We start from the raw sequence: 12,268 nt of genomic DNA on the forward strand, positions 1-12,268 counted from the left end.
ATGCTTACAAAAGAAACCATAGAAAAAGAATTTCAGAAAATTCAACAGCATATATGCAGCGAGCTTGAAAAAGCCGACGGCAAAGCAACGTTTAAAACAGACGAGTGGAAAAGACCTGAAGGCGGCGGCGGAAAAAGCAATATACTTACAGGAGGTGCTGTAATTGAAAAAGGCGGTGTTAATTTCTCTGCCGTACATGGCCCTACTCCGGATAATATCTTAAAAGCACTCAATCTTCCCCAGGCAGATTTCTATGCAACAGGTGTATCCATTGTGATGCATACAACCAATCCATGGGTGCCGATCATACACATGAACATCCGTTATTTTGAAATGACAAACGGAACCTGGTGGTTTGGCGGCGGTATTGACCTTACTCCACATTATGTTGTGAAAGAAGAAGCAATCGCATTTCATCAATCGTTGAAAGATGTATGTGATCAGTTCCATGAAACGTTTTATTCTACATTTAAAGAATGGGCGGATAAATACTTTTACATCAAACACCGTGGTGAATCCAGAGGTGTTGGTGGTATCTTCTTTGATCGCATGGGAAGTGACGCTGCGATCAGCAAAGAGAAGCTGTTTGAATTTGTTTGTGCCTTGGGTTATCTATTTCCAAAAGTATATACAAAAATCATTGCTGAAAATAAATCCAAATCGTTTACTGAAGAAGAACGTAACTGGCAGAAGCTTCGCAGAGGAAGGTATGTGGAGTTTAATCTGGTGTATGATAGAGGAACGAAATTCGGTCTGGATACAAACGGAAGAATCGAATCTATTTTAATGAGCTTACCTCCTGAAGCCAACTGGACATATGATTTCCAGCCTGCAGCAGGAAGCAAGGAAGCTGAAACAATTGACTGGCTTAAAGCACAACCAAACTGGCTCGCAATCTAATGTTAGAAGCATTACAACAGATCGATGTAGACGTATTGGTGTGGATCAACCATACCTTTAAGAGTGATTGGATGGACGCTGCGATGCTGTTTTGCAGCGCGAAGCTCACCTGGCTTCCGTGGTACGCGGTACTTTTATTTTTGCTTTATAAATCAAATCCAAAGCGCATCTGGATCAATCTAATCTTGATCGCTTGCTGTATTGCTCTTGCCGATCAAACAGCATCTGCGTTATTAAAACCTTGGGTAGCCCGATTAAGGCCTTGTCACAACGATGCTGTAAACATTAAACTCATATTGATCGACGGAATTTGCGGTGGCCAATATGGCTTTGTTTCGTCGCATGCAGCAAATGTATTTGCAGTGTTCTTTTTCTTCGTGCTGAAAGATGTATTTCAAAAAATGAAGGTGATGATTTATGTACTTTTAGTATGGGCTATTATTGTTTCATTAAGCCGTGTATATCTCGGCGTACACTATCCGGGAGATGTGCTCTGTGGCGCACTTGTAGGCATCCTTGCAACTTCAATTATTGTTTGGCTGGAGGGAATTATTGAGAGAAAATTTTTTAGTAAAGATTAAGTTTCTTGGGGCGATGCCCCAAGTTATAATATGTCAGGCTTACAGCCTGAGGATTTGATGTGAATCGATAAGCCTGAAAGGCTTACATACAAAAACTTGGGGCATCGCCCCAAGAAACTCAACGGCTATTACTTCACTTCAGCATCTACCTGAAAAATTCCAAACGTATTGTTATCCGGATCCAGAAAGTACCCTTGCCAGCATCTACCCGGTATTGCAAATTTAGGTAAGGCAACTACTCCACCGTTTGCTAAAATTACAGCAGCCGTTTTATCAAAATTCTCTACCTGCATAGAACAGGTAAATGCATTTGTACCCGTTCCCACCGGAGGCACACTAACCGGACGCTTCAAAAGTCCGAGTTTTGATAAATTAGATAACTATTTCTTGAACTACTCAAAACGAAGATGGTGCTTTAGTCTTACTCCTTTGGAATATTGAGCGACTTAATAAAAATAGCAAACTCGTTTAGTTCCTCTTCTGAAAACAATCTCTTTTCTAGTAAGGTTGCAACCATTGCACCAGAATAAAATAAATAAAAGTGTTGTGTATCTTTAATTTTAATAAAGTGCGTCCATTGTTGAGTAGAATTAACTGTATCTCCAATAATTTGTATCGATGCATTTGTTACATGATATGTCAAGATTTCTTTGAAAATTGCATCTGTATTATAAAGTTTTTTAATCTGCAGGAAAACTGACACAGGAAAAACAACAACCAATACAATCATAAAAAGAGCATAAAAATAATGCATTGAACCCGCTTCTGAACCACTAGCAAGCAATTGTATTACAGATAAAATTATAATAATGGACATCCAAAAAAACAACTTCTTTTTAAAGATTAAACCTAACATCAAATTACGATACGCTTTAAATTCTATTTTGCCTTTAAGAGAAATATCCAATACCTTATTATAAGCTATCGTTGCTATCGGAACTCCTTTTTTAATTGTTCTCCATCCATAACCTAATCCCCAAATTGACAACAGCATAAAAAGTCCAGCTCCCAAGAAGGAAGTTACTTTATCTGAAGTTGAATTCGCAGTAGGTTCAGGAAAATCAAAAAGTACACACAGTAAAAATACGCCAAAGACAAACAATATAGTACTGAAAAATATAACTAAAAACCACCCTATAATTTTATTCATACTTTTAAATTTTCATTTTACTGACCACTGCCTACTGACAACTGTTCACTTTCTCCCCAACAGCTTCGCTGCGTACTTACCCAGAATATCAAATTCAATATTCACTTTTGAACCAACAACACATTCTTTTAAAGAAGTATGTTCAAATGTGTATGGAATGATTGCTACGGAGAACGCATCGTCTTTGGAATCTACAACCGTAAGGCTGATACCGTTCACACAGATCGAACCTTTCTCTACGGTTACATTACCCGATGAAGCATCGTATTGAAAAGTGAACAGCCAGCTGCCGTTATCGTCTTTGCGTTGCGTGCACAATGCCACCTGATCTACATGTCCTTGTACAATATGTCCGTCAAAGCGACCGTGTGCAGACATAGCGCGCTCTAAGTTTACATGCATGCCTTGCTTCCACTCAGAGATACTAGTCTTACGGATCGTCTCCTGAATAGCCGTTACGGTATGTGTATCATCGCCCAAAGCAACCACCGTTAAGCAAATTCCATTATGCGACAAGCTCTGGTCGATCTTTAATTCATGCGAAATCGATGAACGAACGGTGAAATGCAGATTCCCCTGCTCTTCAACAATCTTCTCAATAACACCTAAGCTTTCTATGATTCCTGTAAACATTTTATGTAATACGTTTTAAGTTTTAAGTAATAAGAATAGCTAACATTCTTTTTTACTTAGTACATTGTACTTAGTACTTTATTTCCCTCTTCCTTGAAACATGATCAACACCGTATCCAGCATGATCTCGAAATCTAAAGACAAAGACATATTTTCAATGTATAAAATATCGTAACGCAAACGCTCTACCATTTCATCCACGTTTTCAGCATAACCGAATTTTACCTGTCCCATGGAAGTGATACCCGGACGGACTTTATGCAAGTGCTTATAATACGGCGCCTGTGCCATAATCTGATCGATGAAGAACTGACGCTCAGGCCGCGGACCAACCAGCGACATATCCCCTTTTAATACATTGTAAAACTGCGGAAATTCATCCAGACGTGTCTTGCGCATGATCTTTCCCCAAGGTGTAATGCGACTGTCTTTATCGTTCGCCAAAGCAGGACCGGCTTTTTCAGAATCCATATACATGCTTCTGAATTTAATGATCTTAAAGGGCTTCGCATCTTTGCCAATTCGTTCCTGTTTGTAAAACACCGGACCTTTAGAACTTAATTTTGTAAGCAATCCAACAACGAATAAAAATGGAAAACCCACAATCAATACACCTAATGCAGCAACAATATCAATCAATCGTTTCAACGCTTTTTGCCATACCGGTATCAGATCCTGATTAATTTCAAGCAAAGGCAAATTGGATAACAATTTTACTTTTACTGAACCCAATATCAATTGATAATTTTCAGGAATGATATTCGTCTTTACAGATTCGCCTTCTAATGCTCCAAGCACTTGTTCCAGATAATCGTGCTCTTCTTTTTCCAACGCAATCATTACACGATCAATATGACAGCGATGAATCACTGTATTGATGCGCTCCAGATCACCAATCGATTTCAAAACCGGTGCACATACATCCGTACTTGTTTCAGATGTCGGCAAATACGTAACAAATGAGAAACCGAACGTGGATTTTCGTTTTTCCAATTCATCATACACTTTACGTGCAGCTTTTCCTGAGCCAACAAGTAAGGTATTGAAATAAATTTTTCCGGAAGAGATCTGTTCTCTTAAATAGGTAAAGGAAATAATTTTAGAAATGGAGGTACAGATAAATTGTATAATGAAATACGCTCCAAATGTTTTATAATATTCATGATATTCATTTACTCCTTGGTCATCCAGCAACAAGGTAAAAAAGATAATCACCACTCCGATCAAGGTATGATTAAACCCTTTGAACAATTCTTTGATGCGTGTTTTGCCGAATATATCCGAGTATGAACCTGCAAGTGTATTTAAACCCACCCAAAATACACCGATCACCGCTGCATTTGCAATCAATGCAATACCAAAAGCTTCTGTTTCTTCGTGAAGGATTTGTTTTCGATTATAAAAAAACAAGATCCATGCACACAGAGAAGCTATAAAATCTAAAGAAGCAGGAATTAAACTGTAATACGGTCTTTTCAATGTATTTAAAAATTAATTATTCACTATCAGAATCTATTTCTATGCTAAATTATTAAATCCGAAGAAGTAGAACTATTTTAGTATTCAAAATATTTACCAGTTACCGAATTAATAATGCCTGAAGATTCCTATTTACATAAAGGGTTGCGAAGAAAACTCATTAAGATACTAAGAGACAAGGGTATTAACGATGATGTTGTTTTGGAGGCGATAAATCGGGTGCCAAGACATATCTTTTTAGACAATGCATTTTTAGAACATGCTTATCAGGACAAAGCATTTCCGATCGGCGATGGTCAAACAATTTCCCAACCCTATACGGTTGCATCTCAAACAAGCCTGTTAAAGCTTGAACCAGGCATGAAAGTATTAGAGATTGGAACAGGTTCAGGTTATCAGTGTTCTGTTCTGTTGGAGATGGGTGCGAATGTATTCACGATCGAATATCATAAAAGCCTATTTGAAAAATCGAAACAGATGTTGCAATCACTAGGCTACAAAGCTCAATTCTTCTGCGGAGATGGCAGTGAAGGACTTGCACGCTTTGGCCCGTACGATCGAATCCTTGCAACTGCCGGTGCTCCCTATGTACCTCAAAAATTGATTGAGCAATTAAAAGTAGGCGGTATTCTGGTTATTCCCGTAGGCGATCAAAAAAATCAAAAAATGCTTCGTCTTACCAAAGTAAGCGAAAAAGAAATTACTCAGGAAGAGTGCGGCGACTTCCGTTTTGTACCACTTGTAGGCAAAGACGGCTGGAACGCAAAAACAAATAAAATATGAATCCGGAAGCAAGACATCCCAGTGAATCAGTAGTGATAAAATCTGAATTGGTTTTACCAAATGACACCAATACCTTAAATAATTTAATGGGTGGAAGACTCATGTATTTAATGGACGTAGTTGGTGCTATATGTGCTTTAAGGCATTGCGGTAATGGAGTTGTAACTGCTTCGGTAGATAATGTTTCTTTTAAAGCTCCCATTGCATTGGGTAATATCCTAACATTAGAAGCCAAGATCACCCGTGCCTTTCAAACATCCATGGAAGTGCATATTGAAGTATGGGCTGAAGATGTATTGACCCGGATTAAAACAAAAAGCAACGAAGCTTTTTTCACTTTTGTGGCATTAAATGCAGATAAAAAACCGATTCCGATTCCGGAAGTTATTCCCGAAACAGATCGTGAAAAAGAATTATTTGCTGGTGCATTACGACGCAGGCAATTGCGTTTAATCCTTGCAGGAAGAATGAAACCATCAGAAGCAACCGAATTAAAGGCACTTTTTGATAATCTGTAAAATTGCACAGGAACAAGTATTCAAAAAAATGAATATCCATATATATTAACGGATGTTCATTCATATACCCTACCACAATTTTAACATTAAGTTATTAGTAATCAATTATAAATAACTTATATTTGGATATATAAAAACTCTTTCTTAAAATTGTTAAATTTAAATGTTTAAACACGTATTCTTAAACCATTCTAACACATATGAAAATTAAAATCGTTTTTACTAGCGCAATTTTAGCCGCTGTTATGTTTGCATGTAACTCTGAAAAAAAAGCAGACGTTGTTGCAGTTGATTCTTTAGGTACTGAAGCTACTTACACTGCAGACACTGCTGCATCTTTAATCCGTTGGGAAGGCAACATGGGTGGTAAATTTGTTTACAAGCATTTTGGTACTCTTAAGATCTCTGAAGGAACTTTCACAGCTAAAGGCTTACAGATCACTGGCGGTTCATTCACTGCTAACTTAAAATCAATCAACCCAACAGACAGCAACTATACTGAAAAGACTCCAAGAGTTGGATTAATCGGTCACTTAGGTGGTGCTGATTTCTTCGCAGTTGATTCATTCCCTACTGCTACATTCGTTATTAAATCTGTTAACGGAAACTCTGCAACAGGTGATTTAACATTACGTGGTAAAACAAATTCTGAAACGGTAACAGATATCGTTGTTGATACTACTGCTGGTGTGAAAGCTACTGGTAAATTGGTATTCAATCGTCAAAAATATGGCGTTGCATACAAAGCAGCTAAAGACTTGTTATTATCTGACGATATCACATTAGATATTGCTTTAGTAGGCAAAAAATAATTGCGATTAAGTTTATAGTTTATTATTCTGAGAAGTCCCGTCTAAAGCGGGACTTCTCTATTTATAGAGGTTTTTAGATTCTATGTAAATATATTAATACCTTCGCTTTCATCGAAGGCATTAATACTTATAGAACATAAAAAAAACGTCCTGATATTCAGGACGTTTTTTTTATGTTCTATAAGATCAATTTTACATTTGAATAATTTCAAATTCTACTCTTCTATTTAATCTTCTGTTTACTTCAGTATCATTCGGACTTATTGGATGGTCTGGCCCATATCCAATGGTATTGATTCTCTTCGTATCAATACCTCTGCTCACCAGATAATCTTTTACTTTATTGGCTCGTTCTTCAGAAAGTTTCAGGTTCAATTCTCTGCTTCCCTGATTATCTGTATGGCCCGATACTTCAATAGTTACATTTGGATTCTGATTCAAGGTTGCAACCAATCGATCCAGTTCAGCATACGATTCAGGTAAAAATTCTGCTTTGCTTTGCACAAACAATACGTGCTTCAATACAATTTTATTTCCTTTCTTAACTTCAAAAACAGACTCATCTTTCTGAGCAGGAACAACAACTTTTGTTTGTGGGACTGAATCAACTGGTATAACAGCTTTAGTCTTAACAACAACTCTTGCTGTATCGATCGGGGTTGCTGCTTTAACTGTATCTATTTTCGTCACAACAACCGCCGGCGCTACCGTAATATTGGGTGGTATAAAAGGTTGCTTGGATTGAACCGCATAAATTTCGCGAACTTCTTCTTCGGTAATAAATTTCTGCCAGATGTTGAAGTCATCCATTTTACCTGAAAAATAACTTGCCTGACCTGGAAAATCACAACCCACGATTAAGGGCTGATTGTTCTGAACAAACGTTGTAGAAATATTTTCACATGCAATCAAGCGTCCGTTTAAAAAATACTTTGCAACATATCCATTGAATGTAACTGCTAACATATTCCATTTACCGGCAACCAGTGTAACTCCATTTTTTGTATACAATCCTTTTGAAGCGCCTTCTTCTCCACCGTCAAAATAAAATCCTTTGTCGGAAGCTCCAAAACGAAATTGAAAATGCGTATCGGTTTCTGTTTTGCAAAAAATAGGAGAATAATTGCTGGAATTTAAAGCCTCCCAAAGTGGCGAGGGCGTATATTTATCTACGTAAAGCCAAACGGTAAAAGCAAAATTGCTGGTAGTCAGATTATGCTCTTTACCAAACGGAATGCGCACCAAACCATCAACTCCATTAAAACTTAATGCTTTACCGGCACGCCCGAATCGATCGGTTGCTGCAGCAACTCCCCCTTGCATTTGGCCATGCACACGGTTTGGACCAATATCGTACGCATTTCCATCAAAGGAATAAGCATATACCCAACCGGCAGCAGTTTTCTGAGCCAGAGAATAATAACTCCCCATTAATGAAAAAACACTTACTACTACAAGTAAATAAAGCCTCATACGAACTATTGAATATTCAATTGCTACGATAAAGATATAATTAAATTCCTAAACATTGCTAGCCAATGTTAGAAACTCGTATAAAATATGTGATTTTAAAAGCCATTTTTTTAAGTACTTATACCTACCTCTTAATTAAATTGGACAAAAAATGTTGAACTTTTATGTAAGTAATAAGTAACTTGCGAAAAAAAATGGCTGCTTGTACCTTCGATATCCCATTTACACAGAATGTAAATGAAATGATCAAAACCATTCAGGAATCTATACTGAAAGTTGAAAATGCTGCTTTTGAAGGAAACAGTTCTTCAGGATCTTTCTCTTTACCTACCCCTTTGGGCCAAATTAAGGGTACGTATAAAATTACTGCTACCCTTGCTCATTTTGCAATCATTGAAAAACCCATGCTCGTTCCCTGTTCATTGATTGAATCCAAATTAAACGGCTTTCTAAATGCTTCTTCCTAAATTTTCAATGGAAGGAACAGTTAATTCAAAGTGTTGAATAAACTGTTCCTTCCATTGAAAAAAAACACTTTTTTACCTTCTATTTTTTAACAATTTATTACAATCGAAAACCTTTTTTTTCATATTAAAGTATACAGAACTAGTAAAAAATCACACTAGTTTACCCCTAAATGAAAAAAAATCTACTCTTAGTATTGACCTGCTTATTGATAGCTTCCTTCACTACTTATGCTCAGGTCTGCCCCACAGATTTACTTTCAGGACAAAACCTGATTGTAAATGGAGACTTTTCTGATGGCTTTAACAACTGGGACTTCACCCACGACTCAGATAATAATCCAAATACAGGGCCAGATGGCTACGTACAATTCACCTCAGGCTTTTCTGTACCGGGTTATTTGTTTGTTGGAACTGGTTCACAAATGCCGGCATTTAACAATGCCTTCTCTTCAACATTCAGTGATCATAGTCCGTCAGGTGATGATAAGTTTTTAATGGTCGATGGTGTTTGTATTCTTGGTGTAAAAATATGGAAGCAGGATGTAGCAGTAAAACCCAACACAAATTATTACTTTTCTGTATGGGTGAATTCATTAAAAGACAATCCTAATTACCCTGGTAAATTAAACTTTGATGTAAACGGTCAAAATCTTAATAATGGAGATATTGATGCTCCCCAATATGGTGGTGCCAATCCGTTATCTTCAGGATGGCAAAAATTTGAAGCTGTATGGAATTCAGGCAGCAATCCACCTGCAGTTGTTACAATCAGTATTGAAGGTAAACAACTTATTGGTTGCGGCGGTAACGGCGGTGAGTCTGATTTTGCATTGGATGATATTTCTTTTATACCTGGCTGTACATATGGGTCATCAGGCCCTCAGCCTAATTTAGGTCCGGATAAAACATTGTGTGGTTTAGGAGCAGGCGGTTTGGTTTTAGATGCTGGTGTACCCCATACGGATACTACTACAGTAACCTGGAGCGCAAATGCACCTGGGGTTATATCAGGTTCTGGTATGGGAGCTCCTTATTCTAAAATAATTACAACTCCCGGAACATATTCTGTATGTGTAACTGCAGGAGGTTCATGTACCAAATCGGATATCGTTGTAATATCCGATGTATACTCAATCGATCTTGGACCGGATAGAGAGCTTTGCGATCCTGCATCTGTAACACTTGATGCAGGCTATACAGGCATTGGTGTTACTTATAAATGGTATAAAGACGGAGTTGCTGCCGAAGGTATAAATATAAATCAAACGTATTTTGTAAATACGCCCGGTACCTATAAAGTAGAAGTGCGTGACCCTATATGCGGATTACAAACAGATGAAGTAATCATTACAACAAAAGCACCTCAGGTTACAAATCAAGTATATTGTGATCCGGGAAGTATCACCTTGAATGTAACACCAAACAACAGTGGTAAATACAAATGGTGGACAAGCCCAACAAGCACGGCTGATGCAGACCTTGCACAAAAAGGCGGAGATTCGTATACATTTACAGCAACGCCAACGGCAGATTATACTTTCTATGTTCAGGATACTGCATCGTTTAGAATTCCGGTAGGTTTACCCTTAACAGGAAACGGTTTGTCTGGAGGAGGTGATCGTAGTGTTCAATCTGAAACAGAGTTGAAATTTGATGTGTTAACAGGTATTACAATTGATTCCGTTTATGTTCAGATGCACCTTTACAATTGCCCATCCGGAGCAATACAACTTCAGGTTAAAGATGCTCTGGGTAATATTGTAGGTACATCAGCTCTATGGACTCCAACAGCAGCAGATGGTTGTGTGCTTGGTAGTTCTGTGATCTTAAAAATGCCCGTTGGGATTTCTGTTCCAGTGGGTACAGGCTATGTGTTGAAAATGATAACTGGTTCAAATATGAATTGGTATCAAAACGGTATGACTTACCCACAAACTTATGGTGGAGTAATTAGCTTTACGGGTAACAGTACACAAGGCTGGGCAAACAATGCAATCCCTGGTATGTATCGCTGGATCGTAACTGCAGGTACTGCTTGTGCCCGCGTACCGGTAAAAGCAATCTACAAATCCTGTGTACCTCCTGTTCCACCAACATCGGATGCAGGTACAGACATTAAACTTTGTAATACGCATACTACGTTATTAAATGCAGCAGCTTTAGCAACAGATGAAAGCGGTTCATGGACATTTGCAACAGGTAGTTTAGGTACTGTGAATCCTGCTACTAGTCCAACAGCTACCATAACATTTACAGGTGATACAGCCTATGTTGTGTGGACGGTAAGAAATACAACAAGTGGCTTGCTTGACAGCGATACGGTAATGGTAACCACAACAATAGTTGTACCTCCAACCATCAGTGCTCCGACACAAGCATGCCCGGGCACAACAGGATTAATCTTCACAGCTTCCCCGGATAATACAGCTACAGGGAGCACGTATCAATGGACAATTGTAAATGGCGACATTACTTTTGTTTCAGGTGATGATACATATCAACTTACAGCAGATGCTGGTGTTACAAAAAGCACGATTAAGGTAACCGAAACGAAAAACGGATGTAGTGCATTTACCCTGGACTCATTGCTTATGTCACCATCAAATGACGTGGCAAATGCAGGCGCAGATCAAATCATCTGTTCTTCCTCAACAACACTTACAGGGAATATTCCTGTAAATGGTACGGGTACATGGATAGCTGTTACAAGTGATCCCAATCAGGTAATCACACAAGTACCGCCTAATAAGGCAACGGTATCGAACCTATCTACCAATACAGTATATGAGTATATGTATCAGATATCCGGTGCATGCGGAATACCAACCACAGCTATTGTAAAAGTATCTGTAGGTACAGGAGGATTTGAAATCAGTTCAATTGCACAACCATTAGATACCATTTGTGTTGGCTCTGCAAGAGATTTGAAAGCATATGTAACAGGCGGATCCGGATCATACACGTATGTATGGACTAAAAAAGGTGCATCCCATTCAGATGAAAAAAGTACTCCGGACTATACAGTAACCACATCTTCTGTTAGCGAAACCTATTACCTGTTTGTAAGAGATAATATCAATACCAGTTGTGTAACCGATCTGGATTCGGTAAAAATTACTTCGATAGATTTTCAGAAACTTTCAGTGCCAAACTTGATTACTCCGAACGGAGATGGTTTGAATGATGTATTGAAAATCACTGAAGTAGGTAACTTAAATAAACCTATGCTGGCTACAGGATCTACCCTTTTGATCTATAACCGTTGGGGAAATGAAGTCTTCAAAGCCGATAATTACAACAATGATTGGAAAGCATTACACACAAGCGATGGTATGTATTATTATTACTTAAAAGCTGGTTGCGGCGGAGAAATTCATAAAAGCTGGATACAGATTCTAGGAAATAATGAGTAGCTATTGCAAATAATCACATAAAAAAATCCCGTCCCGAAGTTATCGGGACGGGATTTTTT

At 38.1% G+C, this 12,268-nt stretch carries 12 protein-coding genes; 7 read left to right on the plus strand and 5 right to left on the minus strand.

Going from position 1 to position 12,268, the window contains the following annotated elements:
* Positions 1–900 (plus strand): oxygen-dependent coproporphyrinogen oxidase, encoded by a 900-nt coding sequence (hemF, locus tag A3EE_RS0113765; protein ID WP_018344026.1) that lies wholly within the window; start codon positions 1–3, stop codon positions 898–900.
* Complete coding sequence (locus A3EE_RS0113770; protein WP_018344027.1) at positions 900–1,481, plus strand: phosphatase PAP2 family protein; 582 nt, start codon at positions 900–902, stop codon at positions 1,479–1,481. The genes hemF and A3EE_RS0113770 overlap by 1 nt, the downstream gene beginning before the upstream one ends.
* 128 nt (positions 1,482–1,609) lie before the next feature.
* Here the strand turns inward: A3EE_RS0113770 and A3EE_RS21065 are convergent, their stop codons facing one another.
* The 4 genes from A3EE_RS21065 to A3EE_RS0113790 all read right to left on the minus strand — a co-directional run bounded on the left by A3EE_RS21065 (position 1,610) and on the right by A3EE_RS0113790 (position 4,743).
* Positions 1,610–1,834, minus strand: a complete 225-nt coding sequence (locus A3EE_RS21065; RefSeq protein ID WP_211208936.1) for a VOC family protein — start codon at positions 1,832–1,834, stop codon at positions 1,610–1,612.
* A gap of 68 nt (positions 1,835–1,902) precedes the next feature.
* Positions 1,903–2,631, minus strand: coding sequence for a YcxB family protein (locus tag A3EE_RS0113780; protein WP_018344029.1), 729 nt, complete (start codon positions 2,629–2,631; stop codon positions 1,903–1,905).
* A 45-nt stretch (positions 2,632–2,676) separates the two neighbouring features.
* Positions 2,677–3,264, minus strand: coding sequence for a riboflavin synthase (locus tag A3EE_RS0113785; protein ID WP_018344030.1), 588 nt, complete (start codon positions 3,262–3,264; stop codon positions 2,677–2,679).
* Positions 3,265–3,342: 78 nt separating this feature from the next.
* The gene (locus tag A3EE_RS0113790; RefSeq protein WP_018344031.1) at positions 3,343–4,743 is read right to left on the minus strand and encodes a sugar transferase; all 1,401 of its coding nucleotides are present in this window, start codon (positions 4,741–4,743) and stop codon (positions 3,343–3,345) included.
* A gap of 114 nt (positions 4,744–4,857) precedes the next feature.
* Between A3EE_RS0113790 and A3EE_RS0113795 the strand changes: the two genes are divergently transcribed.
* From A3EE_RS0113795 to A3EE_RS0113805, 3 genes are all read left to right on the plus strand, one after another.
* Complete coding sequence (locus A3EE_RS0113795; RefSeq protein ID WP_018344032.1) at positions 4,858–5,526, plus strand: protein-L-isoaspartate(D-aspartate) O-methyltransferase; 669 nt, start codon at positions 4,858–4,860, stop codon at positions 5,524–5,526.
* Entirely contained in the window at positions 5,523–6,044 is a 522-nt protein-coding gene (locus A3EE_RS0113800) for an acyl-CoA thioesterase (protein WP_018344033.1), read from the plus strand. Before A3EE_RS0113795 ends, A3EE_RS0113800 begins: the two co-directional genes overlap by 4 nt.
* 200 nt (positions 6,045–6,244) lie before the next feature.
* Positions 6,245–6,856, plus strand: coding sequence for a YceI family protein (locus A3EE_RS0113805; protein WP_033418052.1), 612 nt, complete (start codon positions 6,245–6,247; stop codon positions 6,854–6,856).
* A gap of 192 nt (positions 6,857–7,048) precedes the next feature.
* Here A3EE_RS0113805 and A3EE_RS0113810 read toward each other — a convergent pair whose 3' ends face one another.
* The gene (locus A3EE_RS0113810) at positions 7,049–8,329 is read right to left on the minus strand and encodes an OmpA family protein (RefSeq protein ID WP_033418063.1); all 1,281 of its coding nucleotides are present in this window, start codon (positions 8,327–8,329) and stop codon (positions 7,049–7,051) included.
* A gap of 194 nt (positions 8,330–8,523) precedes the next feature.
* Here A3EE_RS0113810 and A3EE_RS0113815 point away from each other — a divergent pair, with 194 nt between their 5' ends.
* Positions 8,524–8,796: a hypothetical protein gene (locus tag A3EE_RS0113815; protein ID WP_018344036.1), complete on the plus strand. Its 273-nt coding sequence runs from the start codon at positions 8,524–8,526 to the stop codon at positions 8,794–8,796.
* Between the two features lie 170 nt (positions 8,797–8,966).
* On the plus strand, positions 8,967–12,209 hold the full coding sequence (locus A3EE_RS0113820) for a T9SS type B sorting domain-containing protein (RefSeq protein WP_018344037.1): 3,243 nt from the start codon (positions 8,967–8,969) through the stop codon (positions 12,207–12,209).
* The last annotated feature ends 59 nt before the right edge of the window (positions 12,210–12,268 follow it).

This window comes from Cytophaga aurantiaca DSM 3654 (genome assembly GCF_000379725.1).
Taxonomy (GTDB): Bacteria; Bacteroidota; Bacteroidia; order Cytophagales; family Cytophagaceae; genus Cytophaga; species Cytophaga aurantiaca.

Excerpts from the sequence above, each read along its gene's own strand:
- A3EE_RS0113795 (WP_018344032.1), top strand. The coding sequence starts at position 4,858 with ATGCCTGAAGATTCCTATTTACATAAAGGGTTGCGAAGAAAACTCATT.
- A3EE_RS0113780 (WP_018344029.1), bottom strand. The coding sequence starts at position 2,631 with ATGAATAAAATTATAGGGTGGTTTTTAGTTATATTTTTCAGTACTATA.
- A3EE_RS0113770 (WP_018344027.1), top strand. The coding sequence starts at position 900 with ATGTTAGAAGCATTACAACAGATCGATGTAGACGTATTGGTGTGGATC.
- A3EE_RS0113820 (WP_018344037.1), top strand. The coding sequence starts at position 8,967 with ATGAAAAAAAATCTACTCTTAGTATTGACCTGCTTATTGATAGCTTCC.
- A3EE_RS0113815 (WP_018344036.1), top strand. The coding sequence starts at position 8,524 with ATGGCTGCTTGTACCTTCGATATCCCATTTACACAGAATGTAAATGAA.
- A3EE_RS0113785 (WP_018344030.1), bottom strand. The coding sequence starts at position 3,264 with ATGTTTACAGGAATCATAGAAAGCTTAGGTGTTATTGAGAAGATTGTT.
- A3EE_RS0113805 (WP_033418052.1), top strand. The coding sequence starts at position 6,245 with ATGAAAATTAAAATCGTTTTTACTAGCGCAATTTTAGCCGCTGTTATG.
- A3EE_RS0113800 (WP_018344033.1), top strand. The coding sequence starts at position 5,523 with ATGAATCCGGAAGCAAGACATCCCAGTGAATCAGTAGTGATAAAATCT.
- hemF (WP_018344026.1), top strand. The coding sequence starts at position 1 with ATGCTTACAAAAGAAACCATAGAAAAAGAATTTCAGAAAATTCAACAG.
- A3EE_RS0113810 (WP_033418063.1), bottom strand. The coding sequence starts at position 8,329 with ATGAGGCTTTATTTACTTGTAGTAGTAAGTGTTTTTTCATTAATGGGG.